Source organism: Streptomyces sp. NPDC111507 (assembly GCF_055638955.1).
Map to the genome: position 1 here is coordinate 131,852 of NZ_JBVKBU010000012.1, position 18,103 is coordinate 149,954.

The 18,103-nt window shown below is 69.2% G+C and carries 16 protein-coding genes and 1 pseudogene; 7 read left to right on the plus strand and 10 right to left on the minus strand.

Annotation, left to right across the window (positions count from 1 at the left end; genetic code table 11):
- The first annotated feature begins 423 nt into the window (after nucleotides 1-423).
- Genes ACZ7M2_RS36505 through ACZ7M2_RS36520 form a run of 4 tightly spaced genes read left to right on the plus strand, consistent with a single transcriptional unit; the run spans nucleotide 424 to nucleotide 4,223 of the window.
- Nucleotides 424-2,826: a sensor histidine kinase gene (locus tag ACZ7M2_RS36505; protein ID WP_471598935.1), complete on the plus strand. Its 2,403-nt coding sequence runs from the start codon at nucleotides 424-426 to the stop codon at nucleotides 2,824-2,826.
- Entirely contained in the window at nucleotides 2,823-3,260 is a 438-nt protein-coding gene (locus ACZ7M2_RS36510) for a roadblock/LC7 domain-containing protein (protein WP_352051804.1), read from the plus strand. The genes ACZ7M2_RS36505 and ACZ7M2_RS36510 overlap by 4 nt, the downstream gene beginning before the upstream one ends.
- Entirely contained in the window at nucleotides 3,257-3,631 is a 375-nt protein-coding gene (locus ACZ7M2_RS36515; protein WP_352051805.1) for a DUF742 domain-containing protein, read from the plus strand. Before ACZ7M2_RS36510 ends, ACZ7M2_RS36515 begins: the two co-directional genes overlap by 4 nt.
- The gene (locus ACZ7M2_RS36520; RefSeq protein WP_471598936.1) at nucleotides 3,612-4,223 is read left to right on the plus strand and encodes a GTP-binding protein; all 612 of its coding nucleotides are present in this window, start codon (nucleotides 3,612-3,614) and stop codon (nucleotides 4,221-4,223) included. Before ACZ7M2_RS36515 ends, ACZ7M2_RS36520 begins: the two co-directional genes overlap by 20 nt.
- 77 nt (nucleotides 4,224-4,300) lie before the next feature.
- Here the strand turns inward: ACZ7M2_RS36520 and ACZ7M2_RS36525 are convergent, their stop codons facing one another.
- Entirely contained in the window at nucleotides 4,301-5,443 is a 1,143-nt protein-coding gene (locus ACZ7M2_RS36525) for a serine hydrolase domain-containing protein (RefSeq protein WP_471598937.1), read from the minus strand.
- Nucleotides 5,444-5,648: 205 nt separating this feature from the next.
- Here ACZ7M2_RS36525 and ACZ7M2_RS36530 point away from each other — a divergent pair, with 205 nt between their 5' ends.
- Complete coding sequence (locus ACZ7M2_RS36530) at nucleotides 5,649-6,515, plus strand: mycofactocin-coupled SDR family oxidoreductase (protein WP_471598938.1); 867 nt, start codon at nucleotides 5,649-5,651, stop codon at nucleotides 6,513-6,515.
- Between the two features lie 744 nt (nucleotides 6,516-7,259).
- On the opposite strand, the gene ACZ7M2_RS36535 is transcribed toward ACZ7M2_RS36530, so the two are convergent.
- The 9 genes and pseudogenes from ACZ7M2_RS36535 to ACZ7M2_RS36575 form a co-directional block, all read right to left on the minus strand.
- A complete protein-coding gene (locus ACZ7M2_RS36535; protein WP_471598939.1) occupies nucleotides 7,260-8,717 on the minus strand; it encodes an MFS transporter in 1,458 nt (485 codons plus the stop codon).
- 825 nt (nucleotides 8,718-9,542) lie between these two features.
- A complete protein-coding gene (locus ACZ7M2_RS36540; RefSeq protein WP_471598940.1) occupies nucleotides 9,543-9,956 on the minus strand; it encodes a nuclear transport factor 2 family protein in 414 nt (137 codons plus the stop codon).
- 7 nt (nucleotides 9,957-9,963) lie between these two features.
- The gene (locus ACZ7M2_RS36545; RefSeq protein WP_471598941.1) at nucleotides 9,964-10,899 is read right to left on the minus strand and encodes a cyclase family protein; all 936 of its coding nucleotides are present in this window, start codon (nucleotides 10,897-10,899) and stop codon (nucleotides 9,964-9,966) included.
- Complete coding sequence (locus ACZ7M2_RS36550; RefSeq protein WP_471598942.1) at nucleotides 10,896-11,837, minus strand: SDR family NAD(P)-dependent oxidoreductase; 942 nt, start codon at nucleotides 11,835-11,837, stop codon at nucleotides 10,896-10,898. Before ACZ7M2_RS36550 ends, ACZ7M2_RS36545 begins: the two co-directional genes overlap by 4 nt.
- Nucleotides 11,837-13,453, minus strand: a complete 1,617-nt coding sequence (locus ACZ7M2_RS36555) for a flavin-containing monooxygenase (protein ID WP_471598943.1) — start codon at nucleotides 13,451-13,453, stop codon at nucleotides 11,837-11,839. The genes ACZ7M2_RS36550 and ACZ7M2_RS36555 overlap by 1 nt, the downstream gene beginning before the upstream one ends.
- Nucleotides 13,450-14,388 carry a hypothetical protein gene (locus ACZ7M2_RS36560; RefSeq protein ID WP_471598944.1) on the minus strand — a complete coding sequence of 313 codons (939 nt, stop codon included), beginning with the start codon at nucleotides 14,386-14,388 and terminating at the stop codon, nucleotides 13,450-13,452. The genes ACZ7M2_RS36555 and ACZ7M2_RS36560 overlap by 4 nt, the downstream gene beginning before the upstream one ends.
- A gap of 335 nt (nucleotides 14,389-14,723) precedes the next feature.
- Complete coding sequence (locus tag ACZ7M2_RS36565; protein WP_471598945.1) at nucleotides 14,724-15,461, minus strand: SDR family NAD(P)-dependent oxidoreductase; 738 nt, start codon at nucleotides 15,459-15,461, stop codon at nucleotides 14,724-14,726.
- Nucleotides 15,458-15,901 (minus strand): carboxymuconolactone decarboxylase family protein, encoded by a 444-nt coding sequence (locus tag ACZ7M2_RS36570; protein ID WP_471598946.1) that lies wholly within the window; start codon nucleotides 15,899-15,901, stop codon nucleotides 15,458-15,460. The genes ACZ7M2_RS36565 and ACZ7M2_RS36570 overlap by 4 nt, the downstream gene beginning before the upstream one ends.
- Nucleotides 15,902-16,610: 709 nt before the next feature.
- A pseudogene (locus tag ACZ7M2_RS36575) lies at nucleotides 16,611-16,733 on the minus strand (IS982 family transposase); the annotation flags it as partial.
- A 224-nt stretch (nucleotides 16,734-16,957) separates the two neighbouring features.
- Here ACZ7M2_RS36575 and ACZ7M2_RS36580 point away from each other — a divergent pair.
- A complete protein-coding gene (locus ACZ7M2_RS36580) occupies nucleotides 16,958-17,722 on the plus strand; it encodes a HipA family kinase (protein WP_471598947.1) in 765 nt (254 codons plus the stop codon).
- The gene (locus ACZ7M2_RS36585) at nucleotides 17,719-18,102 is read left to right on the plus strand and encodes a DUF3037 domain-containing protein (RefSeq protein ID WP_471598948.1); all 384 of its coding nucleotides are present in this window, start codon (nucleotides 17,719-17,721) and stop codon (nucleotides 18,100-18,102) included. Before ACZ7M2_RS36580 ends, ACZ7M2_RS36585 begins: the two co-directional genes overlap by 4 nt.
- The last annotated feature ends 1 nt before the right edge of the window (nucleotide 18,103 follow it).

Below are 18,103 nucleotides of genomic sequence, written 5' to 3' on the forward strand. Positions count from 1 at the left end.
TCACCACGCGTAATCAGCCACAACGCGACGGTGAGGGGGTTTTCGGCATGGGGGGCGGCCAGAAACATCTACGCGCATAGTGTACTGAGTGCCCTAAACAGCCATTACCGCATGTCCGCGCACTGGCTTGACCCTGCTCGGCGGGCTCGGTTTCATGCTTACCTCAACTGCGCGACGGGGCGGGTGGCCCGCCGTGAATCAGCAGCCGCCTTCCCGACCTTTCATCCGCGCTCCGCTCAACTCCCGTCACTCGTCGGCATGTTCCGTCATGCCCGCATGTCCAGTGATGCCGACGCACTGCGCGCCTCCCCTCCGGAAAGGAAAGCTCCCGGTGCCCCAGCTCCACGCCACAGACTGCTTCCGCCCCCGCTCCGTCACACGCCGGCAGGCGAAGTGAACAGGCACAGGGGAAAGGCCGTACGCATGAGGCCGAGCACCGGCCGAGGCCGCAGCATCCGTGCCTCGTTGATCTCACTCGCGCTGGTCCCGGCCGTGGCGATGATCCTGCTCTGGTTCAGCGGCTCGGCCGTGCTGTTCAGCCAGTGGCGTCAGGCCGGCCAAGTCGGGCAGGCGGCCAAGACGACGTACGCGCTGGTGCCGGGCGTCGCGGAGTTCCAGAAGGAACGGCAGTTGACGGTCATGCTGCTGTCATCGCACGGAAGCCGTGCCGCGCTGGTCGCCCAGCGGGCCCGCACCGACGGCATTCTCGCCGACTTCCGCAAGGCGGACGCCGTATCGGCCAGTGACGGATCGGCCCAGTACCAGGCCCAGTTGGCGACCGTCCGGAAGCAACTGGACGCCCTGACGACGGAACGGACCGCGGTCGACGGCGGGAAGGCGGACCGGCGGCACGCCTTCGACGTCTACTCCGGGACGATCCAGTCGGTTCTGAACCTTTTCGGCACGCTGAGCACGGACAACGGCAGCGGGGCCACGGCGGCGGAAGCCGCACACGCCCTGTCGTTCCTGCGGGCGACCGAGGCGCTCGCGGAGGAGAGAGCCGCCCTCGACGGTGCCGCGGCCGGTGGGCGGTTGAGTGTCAAGGAGCGGACAACTCTGGCTTCGGCAGCAGCTGTTCGCAGCTCCACCGTCGCCAACGAGGTCACTCCGTATCTGCCGGCGAGCATGCGAGCCGCGCTGCAGAAGACCATGGACAGCCGCGACTGGGCCGAGCTGAACGCCTTCGAAGCGTCTCTCCCCACGGCGGCCGAGGGAGGCGGGGACAGCATCCAGGTCCCCCACCTCACGGCTGCCCGAGCCGCCGCACCGAGCCATGTGTTCACCGCTGTGCAGGACACTGAGAACCAGTACCTGGCCCGGGTCACCCAGAACAACGAGGACAGGAACCAGGAGCTGCTGTACAGGGTGCTGGGCGGCAGCGCCCTTGCCCTGCTGGCGGTGCTCGTGGTCGCCGTGCTGTCCTGGCGCATCACGCGGTCGCTCATCGGCCGTATGACCGGCCTGCGTGAGGCGACCCTCGACCTGGCCCAGGAACGGCTGCCCGAGCTGATCGGCAGGCTGCGCACCGACGGCAAGCAGGCGGGCCTCGACGATCTGCCCGAACTCGACTATGGAACCGACGAGTTGGGCAAGGTCGCGGAGGCCTTCAACAGCGCTCAGCAGATCGCGGTGAGTGTCGCGCTGGAGCAGGCCGACTTGCGCGAGGGGTCGCGGAAGGTGTTCCTCAACATGTCCCGGCGCATCCAGATCCTGGTGCACCGACAACTCACGGTCATCGACGGCATGGAACGCAAGGAGCAGGATCCCCAGCTCCTTGCCGACCTCTACCGCGTCGACCACCTGGCCACGCGTATGCGGCGCAACGCGGAGAGCCTGACAGTCCTGTCGGGTTCGGCACCCCGGCGCCGCTGGAAGCAGGCCGTGTCACTCGCGGACCTGCTGCGCAGCGCGGTGTCCGAGATCGAGGGCTATACGCGGGTGGTGGTCGAACCGATGCCGGCGATCGCCGTGGCCGGTCCGGCGGTCGGCGACGCCATCCACCTCATGGCGGAGCTGATCGAGAACGGCGTGACCTTCTCGCCCCCGCACACGGAAGTGCGGGTCCGCGCTCTGCCGGTGGCGCAGGGATACGCGGTGGAAGTGGAGGACCGGGGCCTCGGGCTGTCGCCGGATGAGTACGAAGCCGCCAACGGCCTGCTGCACAATCCCCGGGAGTTCAGCATCACCTCGCTGGGCGAGGACCCGCGCCTGGGGCTGTTCACCGTCGGCCATCTCGCCCAGCGGCACGGCATCAGGGCCAGCCTGCAGGCGTCGTCCTACGGTGGATCGCTGGCCGTCGTCATCCTCCCGCACGACCTGACCGAGCCGGTCGCCGACCTCCCGCCCACGACGCTGGACCCGCGTGCGGAGCGCCATCTGGCCTCGGTCGTCGACACCACCCCACCGGAGGAGGCGATGGTCGGCGGTATGCCGAGGCGTACCCGCACGACGGCGTCCGCTCCGCACGACGGCGTACCGGCCCGGCCCCCGGCGGCCGGGCGCGGCAACGGGACCGGAGCCAATCCCGGCAGCTCTCCTCCGGCGGGTTCCCGCGCCGGTGGCCCGAGCCGTCTTCCGCGCCGGGTCCGGCTGGCCAACCTCGCCCCCCAGCTCCGGGAACGGCACGAGGAACCGGACCAGGGTCCGGCCCGTGGGGCGGAGGAGCGCCGCCCGGAACAGGCCCGCTCGATGCTCGCCGCGCTCCGGGACGGCACCCGTCGAGCCCGCGCACAGGAGGAAGTGCCCGCACCGCGGTGGCCCGCGCCCCCGTCCCACCAGCGTCCGTCGCCCACCCGCACCAGCCCGACAAGGAACACCACTCCATGACACGAACCAATACCGCGCGCGAAGGTCTGTCCTGGCTTCTCGACAATCTGATCGACCGGATCCCGGAGACCCGGTACGCGATCGTGCTGTCGGAGGACGGCCTGCTGGTCGGTTCCTCCGCCGGACTGGTCAGGGCCGACGCCGAACAGCTCGCGGCCATCGCCTCGGGAGTCCACTCCCTCGCCCAGGGCACCAGCCGCCACTTCGGCGGGGGGCGGGTCCAGCAGACGGTCATCGAGATGGATGACCTCTTCCTCTTCGTCACCACGGCCGGCGGCGGCGCTCGGCTCGCGGTGCTCGCCAGCTCGGCGGTGGACGTGGCAAACGTCGGCTACGAGATGACGATGCTCGTGCGGCAGGTGGGCCAGTTCCTGAGCGCCGCGCCGCGCTTTCCCCCATACGCCAGTGGTCCACACACAGGTGAGCATGAATGAGACATTGGTCCGAGGAAGACCCATGGGCGGACGACGATCCCGGACGCCTGATCCGCCCCTACACCGTGACCGGGGGCCGTACCCGCTCGGCCTGCACCGACATCGACCTGATCGCACTGATCAGCACCGTCCGCCCGCCGACCCGGGCCCAGCGGCTCCAGCCCGAACAGCACCGGCTGCTCGCGCTGTGCCGCAGGCCGACGGCCCTGGTGGAGGTCTCGGCACACCTGGACCTGCCCGTCGCGGTCGTACGAGTCCTGCTGGGCGACCTCCTCGACACCGAACTCGTCTCCGTTTCCTCACCCCCGGCGGCCGGAGTCCCCGACGCCCGCTTCCTTCAGGCAGTGATCGATGGCATTCGTAGACTCTGACCTCACCGCGGTCTCGCCCGACGCGGCGACGGCCAAGATCCTCATTGCCGGCGGCTTCGGCGTCGGCAAGACCACCCTCGTCGGCACCATCAGCGAGACCGAGCCGCTGCGCACCGAGGAGCTCATCACCGAGGCCAGCGTCGGCATCGACGACCTGGCCGGTGTGGAGCGCAAGACCACCACGACCGTCGCCATGGACTTCGGCCGGATCACCCTGAGTGCGGCCCTCGTGGTCTACCTCTTCGGAGCGCCCGGACAGGACCGCTTCTGGTTCATGTGGGACGACCTGTCCCGCGGCGCGCTCGGCGCGGTCGTGCTGGCCGACACCCGGCGGCTGGACAGCTGTTTCCCCTCCGTCGACTTCTTCGAGCACCGCGGCATTCCCTTCGCCGTCGGCGTCAACTGCTTCGACGGCATGTGCGAAGAGGATCCCGAGGACATCCGTACGGCGCTGGACCTGCCGCCCGAGGTGCCGCTCGTGCTCTGCGACGCCCGAGACAAGGAGTCGGTGAAGGGGGTGCTGCTCGCGCTGCTCGAACATGTCATGCGCGGGCTGGCGGCCGAGGACTCGGCGGACCGGCAGCCGGTGTAGCCCGCTCGCCACAGGCCCTGGGCGGGTTCGCCCGTGGCTGCCGGGAGCGAGCGCGCATCGCGAAGAACCGTGCGGTGTCAGCTCCGGTCGGCGGCCACGGCGTGCACCGCGTCTCCGATCGCCCCGAACGGGGCGACGGGCTGTGGGCCGAAGAACATCCGGTTGTGCAGGACGGCCACAGAGAGCCCGAGTGCGGGTTCCGCCCAGGCGACCGTGCCACCGGCTCCCGTGTGGGAGAGCACACCCTCGCTCAGCGCCCCGTTCGGGCTCGTGTCGCTCACACCGGGGGCGAAGTGCCACAGCCCGCCGTGTCCGACCGGCATGCCGAAGCCATACGTACGATCGACGTCGGCCGGCCGCGGTGTACGGCACCGGCGCAGGGTGTCGGCGGTGAAGAAGGGGTCACCGCCGTCGCGTCCGGACGCCGCGTAGGCGGCGAAGAGCCGTGCCGTTGCCCGGGCGGTGGCGATGCCGCCGGCCGACGGCAGACCCGCCCGCTGTACCTCGGGCAGATTGAACATCGAGGGGGCGAACGGCAGGTGCGCCGGTGACGCCGCCTGGAGCAGCGGGTCGTCGGAGGTGGGTGCGCTGTCGCCGACGAGTGTGGCGACCCGCGGGCGCTGCTGGTCGGGCAGGCCGAGGAAGAAGTCGTCCATGCCGAGCGGGAGCAGCACCTCCCGGCGGACGATGTCGAGGAACGGCCGTCGTTCGGGATCGACGCGTCGCACGGCCTCCCCGAGCACCCAGCCGAAGGCGAAGGGGCTGTAGGCGTTCTGGGCACCGGGTTCGGCCACCGGTGTCCGATCGGCGACCCGGGCGGTCATCGCGTCCCACTCGCACAGCTCCTCCAGCGTCGTGTCCGCCCCGATCGTGGGCGCCCCCGACCGATGGCTGAGGACATGGTCGAAGGTGATGCCGCCCTTGCCGTGTGCCCCGTACTCGGGCCAGACCTCCGCCACCGGACGGTCGAGATCGAGCAGGCCGCGCTGCGCGTAGAGGTGTGCCGTCGAGGCCGCGACGGCCTTGGTCACCGAGAAGACGGGGAACAGGGTGTCGCCATCGACGTCCCGGCCGTCGCCGGCCTCACCGGCCCAGGCGTCGACGATCAGTTCACCGTGGAGATACGCGGCGATCTGCACGCCCATCTCGCCGGCGTCCAGGGCCTGTTCCAGTGCCTTGCCGATCCTCGGATCGGTGTTCGTCGCCACTCGTCTGCCCACAGCCGCCCCCCTGTGATCGCGTCGTTCCGACGGACCGGAACCCGACGGACTCCTGATCGTCATCACTAGATGTATGAGTGTATATAGTTCACTGAATTGGCGCTATGGTCTAGGGTCTGTGCGTGCCACGAAGGGAAGGCAGACGGGCGTCGGCGAACCTGTGGTGCGAGGCCGTCGCCCGTCGCGAGCAACAGGGAGGGCCTGCATGTCCGGGCGAGTCGAGGGCAAGGTCGCATTCATCACCGGTGCCGCACGCGGTCAGGGTCGCAGTCACGCGCTGCGGCTGGCCGAGGAGGGTGCCGACATCATCGCTGTCGACGTCTGCGCGGACATCGGCACCGCCCACTATCCGCTCGCCGGCGAGGCCGATCTGGCCGAGACCGCTCGGCTCGTCGAGAGGCTCGGCCGCAGGATCGTCGCCCGCCGCGCGGACGTCCGCGAACGCTCGGAGCTCGCCGCCGCCGTCGCCGCCGGAGTCTCCGAACTCGGCCGCCTGGACGTCGTGGTGGCGAACGCCGGCATCGCCCCGGTGGGCCTGGACGTGCCCGCGGAAGGCTTCCTGGACGCGGTGAGCGTGAACCTCGTCGGCGTCATCAACACCGTCGAGGCCGCCTACCCCCACCTCGGCGCGGGTGCGTCCGTCATCTGCATCGGATCGTCGGCCGGCCTGATGGTGGGAAGCGTCGACGGCCCCGAGACCGGGCCCGGAGGCTCGGGCTACTCCCACGCCAAGCGGGGAGTGGCTCGTTTCGTGCATGATCTGGCCGTGCAGCTGGGGCCGGGATTCATCCGGGTCAACGCCGTGCATCCGACCAACTGCGACACGGACATGCTCCAGAGCCGGCTCATGTACCGGATCTTCCGTCCCGACCTGGAGGATCCGACGCGTGAGGACGCCGTGGAGGCCTTTCGCAGCACACAGGTCATGCCGATCCCGTACGTCGACACCTCGGACATCAGCAACGCCGTGCTGTTCCTCGCCTCGGACGAGTCCCGCTATGTGACGGGCCTTCAGATGAAGGTCGACGCCGGCGCGATCCTGAGGAGGAGCACCTCGGGGGCGCCGGCCTGAGGCTCGCCCTCTGCCGGCCGTAGCGGCGGGGCGGATCACGAGCAGAACTGAGCGTGCCGGGGACACGGCGCCGCTGCCGGTCGGGGAGGTCGCTGGCCGACGGACCCGGATCCCCACCCGGCGCCGCACAGGCAAGGACGACCGCCCGAACTACTCCGGCTGTGAGGATGATGGCCGGGTCGTTCCGGCCGCGACTTGACGAACCCAGGGGCATCACGCACCACCGCCACGGCCTGCGCTTCCTCGCCCTGACCGACGAGAAGGGCCGCCTGATCCGGATCTCGGCGGCCCGGCCGCACCCACGACGTCACCGCTGCCCGCCGCGACAAGAAAGTCGCCCACCTGCGCGAAGCCGGACTGGGGGCGCTGGTCGACCTGGGCTTCCTCGGGATCAACGATGACGACGGCGAGGCGGTGGTCGTCACCGGCTCCCTGCTCGTCCTGACCAACCTCGAAGTGGCCCGCTGACAGACCATCTACGCCGCGGACCCGTGTTCCGGACCCGGACGCCGTCGTGCCCGGCGCATCCAGCTCACCGACGTCGGCCCGGCGGCTTCGCGCGCTGTCCCGGGATCGGGCTCCGGCGCCGCGGGCAGCGGCTGCGGGAGCCCGATCCGGTCACGGGACACTTGAACTCCTGGCCTCGCACGTGTGGGATGGACGTCTTGGCGATCGCTCGTGCCCAGGCGGGCGGCGAGGACGCGTCCTGCGCGTCTTCGAAGGGGCACCCGCCGGGGAAGACGATCAAGCGGCCTGGCCGACTTCAGCGTCGTCGAGACGTTCGGCCTTCGGGACCAGGGCGACGAACAGTCCGCCGAGGACACAGCAGCCGACGACCAGCCAGAGCCCGTTGGTGAAGCCCTTGTCGAGGTAGAACTGAGTGCCCTTCAGGACCGTGCCGTGCTGTGCCATCACCACATAGGCCAGCTGGGAGACGATGATCTGCGACACCCCCTGACCGAGGTTCTGCGCACCGTTTGCCAGGGCCTGCTCCTCGGGGCGGACCACTTCGATGATCATGATGGGCACGACGGCCACGACGATACCGGTGCCGACTCCCGCGGGCACGCCCCACGAGATGATCTGGGCGGCGGTCTGGTGGTACTGCGCGATCATGCCGTAGCCGAGGATGGCAAGCACGGCACCGGTGGCCAGCAGGATCCGGCTGTCCGCCCTGCGAGCGATCGCGCCGGTCGCCACGGCACTGAGGATGATCATGCCGCTGACCGGGCTGGTGACGATGGCGTTGTGGGTTCCGGACCATCCCAGGCCCTCCGAGACGCTGGGGATCCTGGGCATCAGTACCAGCAACTGCATCACCACGCCGACCGCGTTGAGCGAACCCGCCGCCACGGAGCTGGCCAGCAGGGTGGCCCACACCGCGCGGCGCCGTGTCATGGCGAGGGGGAACAGCGGTTCGGCGACCCGGCGCTCGACGAACACGAAGATGATCAGTGAGACGGCCGCGCCGACCATGAAACCGATGAACTTACCGCTGCCCCAGCCCCAGTTCGAGCCCTCGCCCACGGCGTAGATGACGAGGGTGACGCCACCGCCAAGGAGAATTGCGCCGACCCAGTCCATCCGGCCGCCCGGCTCGCGGACCGGGCTCTCCGGGACGAGGAACGTCACCAGGACCAGGCTCACGGCCGTGCTGATCGACATGAACCACAGAATGCCGCGGAAACCGTAGCTGTCGAGCAGCCAGCCGGACAGGAAAGGCCCGCCGAAGGCGACCAGGCCCACACCGCCGGCCATGATCCCGTTGGCCAGTCCGACCCAACGACGGGGGAAGACGTCGCGGGCGAGGGCGTAGCAGATCGGAGTGGCCGCCGCGTAGACGCCCGCGATGCCGCGCCCGATCAGCAGCGTGCGGTAGTCGGTGGCGAGTGCGGCGACCAGGTCTCCGGCGAGGCCCAGCGCGGTGGCGACGAGCAGCGCGCGCTTCTTGCCGAACAGGGCCGCTGCCTTGATGACGAAGGGCAGGAAGAAGGTCCCGGTCAGCAGGGTCATCAGGGTGAACCAGGCGATCTGGGTGGTATGGAAGTGGATCGCCACCTCGGCCTGCGCGATGCCCGACAGCGCGGCGACGAGCGACACCAACTGCACCGCCCACAACAGGGCGACGACGACGAGCGCGTTGCGCGACGCGGAGCGGTCTCGCTCCGAGGCCCGCGTTGCCGTGATCTTTGTCTGGGACATGTAAGGACCTTCCGTGGGTGAGAGGAGATCCGGAGCGGCTCTGTTCCAGGCGCCCCGGGGGGACGCCTTGCGCGGCATCGATGCTGCGGATGTGTCGTGCGCAGTGGCCGTGACCCCGGGCAAGGGGAGCCGGCTCGGTTGCGGCGTGCTGTCTCCCGCGTCGGGCCGGACCGGTGGAAGGTGCAGGTGCAGGGGACCGGTCGGGGTCCACGCTGGCTTGTCGGCTCTTGTCGCCGCCGGGGCCGTCCGCGTCAGTCGATGCGGTGGCAAGGAGGAACGACAGGGAAGGGCCGTGCTGAGGGAGGTGAGGCGCGGTGTGCCGGTCCGTCCAGTGTCCCCGTCGCGTCGTCCAGCCCTTGGTCGGGGATGGTGCGGAGCGTGTACGGCGGCGCGTTCAGGCGGGATGGCCCGGGTGCGGGCGAATGGGCGGAGCTGGACGGCCTGTGCGGAGGACGGTCAGCGACGTCGTTCCTCGCATGATCCTTGTTGAACATACGGGTCTCCTGACCAGCGATGTGGCTGCCCGTAAAGTAGACCAGTCGGTCGGTACGAACAATGGGCCCGGGGAAATTATCTAAAATCGTTAACTGATCTACCCCATGGATCTCCCCATGATCTCGACTCGTCGCAGGAGGACCGCTGTCGCCGGTTCCACCGATCGGCGATCTGCGGGTCCTGGAGTTGTCGGGCGTGGAGGCACTGGACGCCTATACCGCGACGAAGACGGTCGTCGTGCAGCTCTGAAGACGTCGTACAGCTCTGAAGGCACTGCGCACTGCGGTCCGGTGGGGTTTCCCACCGGGCCGCAGTGCGCAGTGCCGCCGCTCAGGGCTGGAAGGCGACGTACTCGTCACGCCGTCTGCGCAGCAGCCAGCGACCCGCCGACTCCTCGAACTCGTCGTGGTAGCGCGCGACGACCGCTATGGACCAGGACGTGCCGTCGTTCTTGATCATCGTGACGTCGCTGGTCGCCGCGGCCCTCCGCTCGTCCCACTCCGTCACCACGGTGTTGCTGGTGACATGGCGCTGCGGCCGGTCCGGGTCGGGCAGCCACCCCGGCTGCGAGAACGCCTCCCGGATGGCCTCGACGCCCTTGAGCGTCGCGATCCCCGGTATCTCCAGCACGGCGTCCGGCAGGTAGCAGCCGACCATGTCCTCGACGCGCCCGTCGTCCTGGGCCTGGGCATGGGCGGCGATCGTCGCCAGCACCCCGGCCTGCACCTCGGCGAAAGTGGTCATCGCGGCCCTACTTGAGCAGGAGCGGGGTGATGGGGGAGCCGGTGGCGCCGGTGACCTTCAGGCCCGGGGCGACGAGGAGGCCGTCCCACACGCCGTCCTCCTCGCAGTCCGCCGCCAGCTCCTCCAGGTTGAACATCTCGCCCAGGGTGAGCCCCATGTCGCGGATCACGACCTGGTGGAAGGGGATCGTCGAGCCCTCGATCGGGCTCGGCCACACCTCGCCGGAGAAGTTGTCCATCGCCAGTGCCGCCACCTCGCGCTCGTACAGCCAGCGGCAGGTGTCCAGGCACGGGCCCGGCGCGTTGCCCAGGTAGCGCTCCCGGTCGCCCTCCAGGAACCATTTGTAGGAGCCGGTGCGCAGCAGCACGATGTCGCCCGACTCCACCCGCACGCCCTGGCGCTCCTCGGCGGCCAGCAAGTCGGCCTCGGTGATCTCGTAGGAGTCCTCCAGCCGGTCCACGCCCTTGAGCCGGGCGATGTCCAGCAGGACCCCGCGGGAGACCAGCCGCTCGACGGCGTGGTGGAAGGAGTTGCGGCTGGCGCCCGTGAAGTTGTTGACCGCGCCGGCCGGCACGTTGTTGTAGAAGAAGCCGCCGTAGCCCACATGGGCCAGACCGTCCCACTGGGTGGCCGACTGCAGACCGGTGACGATCATGTCGTCCGCCGAGATCATGGTGTCCGACGCCATCGCCGTGTCCGACGGCAGCAGCGTCATGACGTGGATCGGGTTGTTGCGGAAGCCGCCGCCCTTGAAGGGCCCCTCGCTGTCGAACGGCATGCCCAGGTCGAACGACTTGCCGGTGCGCACCAGCTTCGCGGACTCGACGCGCTTTTGCGGAGTGACGAAGTTCAGGGTGCCGATCTGGTCGTCCTCGCCCCAACGCCCCCAGTTGTTCAGCTTCTTGCCCAGCTCGTGGTGGGGCCAGACCTTCTCTTCGCTCACTTTTCCTCCTGACGATGAGCCATGTAGTGGCCCACGCAATCCATGAGAGTGGTGGGTACGTAGTAGCCGGAATGGTCCTTGATCCGATCCAGGTTCTTGACCACGTCCTCGACCGACGCCGGTGCCGAACCGGGATGCAGATAGCCCTCGGTGACGCCGACGAAGAGGTGCGCGAAGCGTCCGGCACCGGCGAGGAACACCTCGCCGCTGACCTCGCAGACCTCGTGCGCGAGGTAGGCGACCATGGGCGCCACCTGCGCCGGGTCCATCGCGTCCGCGACGGCGGGGCCCGGCCCCTGGTCCCGCAGCTGGTCCATGCCCTCCGAGGGGCCGCCGGCCAACCTGGTCATGGCGTTGGGGGCGATCACGTTGACCTTGATGTCGTGGTCCCCGGCCGAGACCGTCATGCTGCGCGCCATCCCGATCAACGCGGACTTGGCCGTGGCGTATCCGAGGTTGTCCGGGAGACCGAACATGCCGATCGACGAAGTGTGCACGATCCGGCCGTAGTTCTGCTCCAGCATGTGCGGCCAGGCCGCCCTGGTGGTGTGGAACGCGCCGCGCACATGCACGCCCAGGTGGCTGTCGATGTTCTCGGCGTCGACGGCGGGAAGTCCGGCGAACCGTACGTTCCCCGCGTTGTTGACGACGACGTCGATACGCCCGAAGGCCTCCACGGCGCGGTCGACCGGTCGCCGGCCGCCCTCCGGTGTGGAGATGTCACTCGTGTCGGCGATCGCCGTGCCGCTGGCGGCGTTGATCTCCTCGGCGACCTTCTCAGCGGGGCCCGCGTCACCGCCGACGCCCTCCGTCGAACCGCCCAGATCGTTCACCACGACCTTGGCGCCGAGCTCACCGAGCAGCAGGGCGTAGGCCCGCCCGATGCCGCGCCCGGCGCCCGTGACCACGGCGACGCGGTCGTGGAATGCGTATGTCATCACTGTGCTCCCTCGATGGACGTCGCCGGTGTCAGGAGGGGCGCGTACTCCGCCTCCAGCACCTCTTGCATGACCTCGCGCAGTTTCGGCCGGCCGCCCGGGTTGAGCAGGAAGCGGCGAGGCTTGCCGGGGATGTTGGCCCCGAAGAAGTAACTGTGTTCGCCGAACGGGGAGTAGGCGGCCAGCTCCGCGACCATCTCGTTCCAACTCTCCTCCGTGCCGGCGGGCACCTCGATCACGCGGCAGCCGTGATCGCGCGCGTAGGTGACCGCGTCGGCGATGAAGTCGACCTGGTCTCCGCCGTATCTCGGGTTGTTGCCGGCCGCGCCGTGCGGGCCGCCAGGGAAGAAGAAGTTGGGGTAGCCGTGGCACATCAGACCCAGGAAGGTGCGCGGCCCGTCGGCCCAGTACTCCTCCAGGGGCAGTCCGCCGCGCCCGCGCACGCCCATCCGGTTCAGCGCGCCGGTGCCGAAGTCGAAGCCCGACGCCCACACGATGACGTCGAACTCCCTTGGCCCGTCGGTTGTTTCGATGCCCTTCTCCGTCACCCGGACCATCGGCGTCTCACGGATGTCGACGAGCGTGACCTTCGGGTCGTTGAAGGTCTCGTAGTACCCGGTCACGAAGGGCGGGCGCTTCCCCGCCCAGCCGTGATCCTTGGGGATGAGGCGCTCGGCGGTCGCCGGATCCTTCACGATGGAGCGGATCTTGTCGGCCATGAACGCGCACCAGTCGGCGTTGGCCGCCTTGTCGGTGAGTATGTCGGCATAGTGACTGATCACCTTGGAGAATCCGGGGCTGTTCCACATCCGCTCGTAGAACTCACGGCGTTCCGGCTCGGGGTCCTGGAACGTCGTACGTTCGACGCCTTCGTGCAGGAAACCGCTCACGGATTCGTTCAGCACGTCCCGCAGGAGCGGGTAGTCGGACTTGAGTTCGGCCTGCTTCTCCTCGGTGATCGGCTCGTTGCTCAAGGGTGTGCACCAGTTCGGGGTGCGCTGATAGACCGTCAGAGAGGCGACTTCGGGGGCTATGGCCGGGACCACCTGGACGCCGCTGGAGCCCGTACCGACGACCGCGACCCGTTTGCCCCGGAAGTCGACCGGATCATGCGGCCACAGGCCGGTGTGGTGCGCCACGCCCTTGAAGTCCTCGCGGCCGGGCACGTTCGGGAAGACCGGTGCCGACAGCACGCCCGTGGCCGCGACAACGAATCGCGCGCGCGTCACGGTGCCGTCCGAGGCGTGCACCAGCCAGGTCGTCGAGTCCTCGTCGTACACCGCGGAGGTCACCCGCGCCCCGAACCGGATGAGGTCACGCAGCCCGAACCGGTCGACCGCGTAGTTGAAGTAGCGTTCGTTCTCCGGCTGGTCGGCAAAACGCTCCCGCCACTCCCAGCCCTCGAAGAGTTCCTCCGAGAACAGGTAGCCGTAGGTGTAGCTCTCGGAGTCGAGCCTCGCACCCGGGTACCGGTTCCAGTACCACACACCCCCGACGCCCTGGCCGGCCTCCAGGAGCAGGGTCGTGAAGCCTGCTTCCCGGGCCCGGTACAACTGATGGATGCCGGTCACGCCGGCGCCCACGACCAGCACCTCGACGTCGGGGCCGTCCGTCACCGTGTGTCCCCGGGCGGCAGTGCCGTGGTGAAGCCCCAGGGGATGCCCAGACTGGTCTCCGGGTCCGTCACGAGGGACTCGTCGGACCGCGTGCGTACCTTCACCCCCTGCGCCTCCAGATGGCGCGCGACCCGGTCGAGGTCGGCGACCTTCCAGGTGATCGCGTGGTACGTGTCGTTCGGCGCGCCTGCGGCCCAGTCGGCGTGCGCGGGGGTTCCCGTGTCGGGGACCGCGTACTGGAACACCGCGTCGGCGAGCCGGACGTACGTGCTGTGCGCGCCGAGCACCTCGTCGCGTCCCTCGTGGACCACGGTGCCGCCCAGGGCGTCCACGACCACACGCAGGCCACGCTCCGGACGGTCGGTCAGCACGGTGTGGTGCGAACACCGCTCGATCCCCAGCGGATCGTCGTCCGACACGGGCGGGACCTCCCAGCCCGGAGCCAGCCGGTGGTCGAGCGGGAAGGGGATCTGCGGCAGGAACTCGTAACGCAGTCCGGCGTCCTCCGGCTTCGTGAAGAAGATCGGCATCGGTGAGCCCGGAGCGGTGGGCGGGTCGTCGCCCTCGGCGGGCTCGTCCAGTTGGCCCACCATCCCGACACCGAGCCGCCGGAGCGCGCGGTAGGCGTCGGCGATCCCTTCGACGTACCAGCCGAAGCCCTTCAGATGCGGCTTGTCGACCGTGGCGTACCGCTGCACGCCCTGAAGCACGTAGCGCTCGGGGTCGATCATGTCGAAGAGGACGTCGCTGATGGGCGTGAACGTCGAGTAGTCCGTCGGATAGCCGTCGCTCGCCGGGGCGTTGCGGGTCATCTCGGCCATCGGCCGGCTGGGGCGGCCGAAGACGCGCTCGAACCAGGCCTCGCTCTCGTTGAGATCGGTCACGTGATGACTCGGGTGGTACAACCGCGTCACATGAAAACGTGCGTCAGACATACGTCTGCTCCCTTTCTCGTTCACTCTCTGGAACGCGAGCCGCTGTCGATCGCTGGCTGAGGACCAGCCACGGAGTGCTGCCGTCCAGTGCGTATCCGCATCCCCGGCTTGTCCGCGTCCCGCAGCGCGAGCAAGCCGGGCGGCGGTGCGAACGGGCATCCGCTCGACCCGGGTGCCGGGTACTCGGGCAGGTCTTCGGCAGCGCCCGTGCCGACTGCGATCTCGGTCATCGTGGAGTCCCCTTCTTGAGCGCTCCAGTTGTCGCTCCGGTCGTGTCCTGCGGTGTACGGCGGGTCCGAAGCCGCGGATCGGCGCACCGACTCGCGCGGACGCGCTCACAGCAGGTAACGGCCGCCGTTGACGCTGAGGGTGTGGCCGGTCACGTAGGAGGCCTCTTCCGAGGCCAGGTAGGCGACGGCATGAGCGACTTCCTCAGGCATGCCGGCGCGCTTCATGGGCAGGCTCGGGGTGACCTCGTCGGGGTCGAAGGCCTCGCGCAGCAGGGGTGTGTCGACGAACCCCGGAGGGACGTTGTTGACGGTGATGCCCTTGTCGGCGTACTCGATCGCGAGTGCCTTGGTGAAGCCGATGAAGCCGCCCTTCGACGCGGCGTAGTGGGCCATGGAGGGTGCCCCGGTCTGCGCGGACGAGGAGGAGATGTTGATGATGCGTCCCCAGCCCGCGTCGAGCATGTCGGGCACGAATGCCTGGGTCACCAGGAACGGGCCTTTGAGATTCACCCTGAGCATCTCGTCCCAGACGTCATGGGTGAGATGCAGAAACGGTACGTAGTTCGTGATACCGGCGTTGTTCACCAGAATGCCGACCGGGCCGACTTCGGCGTGCGTTCGAGCGGCCGAGACCGCCACGGCCTCGGCGTCGGCCGAGTCACCGGCGATGGCCACTGCCTTGCCGCCCGCCTCGCGGATCGTGTCGACCGTCTCTTGCGCACCCGCTGCGTTCCGATCCCATACGGCGACCGCCGCACCCCGCGCGGCGAGGACGATCGCGGTCGCGCGCCCAAGTCCACGGCCGCCGCCCGTGACGACCGCGTTCCTTCCCGACAACGTCATCGCGTCTCCTTCGTGTCCCCCTGCTCCGCCCGGTGGCCCACTGCCGTCCGAGCGGCCTTGCGCGCGGCCATAGCCCGGGGAAACCCGGCGTAGCCGGCGGTGTGGTGGATGACTTCGGCGATCTCTTTCTCGGACAGTCCGTTCTCCTGGGCGATCCGCACGTGACTGATGAGTTCGTCCTCGGCGCCCAGGGCGATGAGGACTCCCAGAGTGACCGGACTGCGATCGCGGTGAGCGAGTCCTTCGCGCGCCCACAACTGGGCCCAGACACTGATCAGACCGATTTCGACGAGGTCCTCACCGAGCGCGCCGTCGCGCAGGTCGACGTCACCGGGCGGTGCGGAGGCGGAGGCGACGGAGAACATCGTCTCCAGGCCCAGCCGACGCAGGTCGTCGTGTCTCTGCCTTGCGTTGGCGGCCCGGCCGCCGACGCCGGTCATCGCTCAGGGCCTTGGGTTCGCTGCATACGGCCGCACCCTCTTCTCGGCTTCCACAGGGGAGGCATGACGTGATGGCACCGGGAGCCAGAAGTCCGCGGAAGACGGGGCGCGGCACGTGCGGTGGCCCTGGTCCGCGGAGCGTCGCCACCAGTGACTCCATATAATTTAGATAGGTGAAATTAGCTATCTGATTAGACCGTATGTCACAGGAGTGGCCGCGGGCAATGCCCCGGACAACGGTCGGTTGGAGCGCTTCCCGTCCCGCCCGGTGCGGGCACGGGTACGGCAGCCGGAAGAGGCCCGGCGGCGTACGGCTTCGGCCCGAATCACCGTCCCGCTCAGCGGTCCGCACTGCCCCGGGAGCGGTCGGTCGGACCACGCTGGGCGTCATGGAGCGACGGCGCCCGACTGGCACCGACCGGCACTGGGCCCACTCGCTGCCGGAACAGAGGATGACTGCCTCGAATCGGCCCAGGGTGATCCGGTTCGAACCGGGGTCGAGGCGAAGCGGTTTTCTCTGGCTGTCTCTGATCGCCACTGCAGCCCGACGAAGCGGGTCACAGCCGATCCGGCTTGAGAATGTGCAGGTAAGAAAGGTGCGTCAGACATGCCCGGCGTACAGCCCGACTCGTCTGTGGCTGCGCTTCGCCGCGGCCGCTGTTCGTGGAGGCGTCTTGCTCCTGGCCGCGGTCGGTCTGTTGAAGCTCGGCTTGTTGTAGCCGGGCCGCTTCGGCGGGCAGGGGAAGAGATGCCGCGGGTGGGAGTGGGTGTAGCGAAGCCACTTGGCCTCGGAGGTGAAGCCCGGCGCGGCCTGCATCATCGCGAGCGGGCACTCCTCACCAGCGGTCACCCTCGGTTACTATGCTCACTTCATGCCGGAGGCCGGGAGCAAGGGGCGCGTCGTCATTGACGGGACGCTCGGGGGGCAGGGAGATCAGCGTGCCAGTCGAAACTCCCCAGATTCTCCCCAGGGCTGATCGCGCCAGACTCCCCAGAGTGTGCGTGTCTGGAGTGGGTCGTGGACTGTAAGGCTAGAGACTCGGATGGCCTGGGAAAATGTTGACCAATGTCACTGTGACCCGCTACATCACGCCGCTGCGTGAGGGCGGCTCGCTGCCGGGGCTCGTCGAGGCCGACGATCTCGGGACGTACGTCATGAAGTTCACCGGCGCGGGGCAGGGGCGCAAGACGCTCGTCGCGGAGGTCGTCTGCGGTGAACTCGCCCGCCGGCTCGGCCTGCGCGTGCCCGGCCTGGTGACACTCGGCCTCGACCCGGTCCTGGGGCTCGGGGAGCCGGACCAGGAAGTGCAGGAGCTGCTCAAGTCGAGCGGCGGACCGAACCTCGGGATGGACTTCCTCCCCGGCGCGATCGGCTTCGACTCCCTCGCCTTCGAGGTGAGCCCCGAGGAGGCCGGGCGGATCGTCTGGTTCGACGCGTTGGTCAACAACGTCGACCGTTCCTGGCGCAACCCCAATCTGCTGATGTGGCACGGCGACCTGTGGCTCATCGACCACGGCGCCACCATGATCTGGCACCACCACTGGCCGGGCGCGGCCACCTCCGCGGCCAAGCCCTACGACGCCTCCGACCACGCGCTCGCGCCCTTCGGCCCGGACATCGTCTCGGCCGCGGCCGAGCTGGCGCCGCTGGTGACCGAGGACCTGCTGGCCGAGGTGACCGCGGAGATCCCCGATGCGTGGCTGGCCGACGAACCCGGCTTCGACTCGCCGGACGCCCTGCGGCGTGCTTACGCGCAGCCGCTGCTGGCGCGGGCCGGCGTGATCGAGGGGCGCATCAAGGGCTTCGAGGGGGACAAGTGAGCGAGCGGAACGTCTTCGAGTACGCGCTGCTGCGCGTGGTGCCGCGGGTCGAGCGCGGCGAGTGCTTCAACGCGGGCGTACTGGTGTACTGCCGTGCCAAGTCCTTCGTCGGGGTGCGCACCCATCTGGACGAGACCAAACTGCTGGCCCTGGACCCGGAGGCCGACGTGGCCGGCGTACAGGCCGCGCTGCGGGCGGTCGAGGGGGTCTGTGCGGGCGGTAAAGCGGCCGGTCAGGCGGCTGGTGACGATGCCGGGCGGCGTTTTCGCTGGCTGATCGCGCCCCGCTCGACGGTCGTGCAGCCGGGGCCCGTGCACACCGGACTCACCGCCGATCCGGAGGCCGAGACGGAGCGGTTGCTCCAGTTGCTGGTCAGGTAAT

Excerpts from the sequence above, each read along its gene's own strand:
- ACZ7M2_RS36505 (WP_471598935.1), top strand. The coding sequence starts at position 424 with ATGAGGCCGAGCACCGGCCGAGGCCGCAGCATCCGTGCCTCGTTGATC.
- ACZ7M2_RS36510 (WP_352051804.1), top strand. The coding sequence starts at position 2,823 with ATGACACGAACCAATACCGCGCGCGAAGGTCTGTCCTGGCTTCTCGAC.
- ACZ7M2_RS36515 (WP_352051805.1), top strand. The coding sequence starts at position 3,257 with ATGAGACATTGGTCCGAGGAAGACCCATGGGCGGACGACGATCCCGGA.
- ACZ7M2_RS36520 (WP_471598936.1), top strand. The coding sequence starts at position 3,612 with ATGGCATTCGTAGACTCTGACCTCACCGCGGTCTCGCCCGACGCGGCG.
- ACZ7M2_RS36530 (WP_471598938.1), top strand. The coding sequence starts at position 5,649 with ATGTCCGGGCGAGTCGAGGGCAAGGTCGCATTCATCACCGGTGCCGCA.
- ACZ7M2_RS36535 (WP_471598939.1), bottom strand. The coding sequence starts at position 8,717 with ATGTCCCAGACAAAGATCACGGCAACGCGGGCCTCGGAGCGAGACCGC.
- ACZ7M2_RS36540 (WP_471598940.1), bottom strand. The coding sequence starts at position 9,956 with ATGACCACTTTCGCCGAGGTGCAGGCCGGGGTGCTGGCGACGATCGCC.
- ACZ7M2_RS36550 (WP_471598942.1), bottom strand. The coding sequence starts at position 11,837 with ATGACATACGCATTCCACGACCGCGTCGCCGTGGTCACGGGCGCCGGG.
- ACZ7M2_RS36560 (WP_471598944.1), bottom strand. The coding sequence starts at position 14,388 with ATGTCTGACGCACGTTTTCATGTGACGCGGTTGTACCACCCGAGTCAT.
- ACZ7M2_RS36565 (WP_471598945.1), bottom strand. The coding sequence starts at position 15,461 with ATGACGTTGTCGGGAAGGAACGCGGTCGTCACGGGCGGCGGCCGTGGA.
- ACZ7M2_RS36570 (WP_471598946.1), bottom strand. The coding sequence starts at position 15,901 with ATGACCGGCGTCGGCGGCCGGGCCGCCAACGCAAGGCAGAGACACGAC.
- ACZ7M2_RS36580 (WP_471598947.1), top strand. The coding sequence starts at position 16,958 with ATGTTGACCAATGTCACTGTGACCCGCTACATCACGCCGCTGCGTGAG.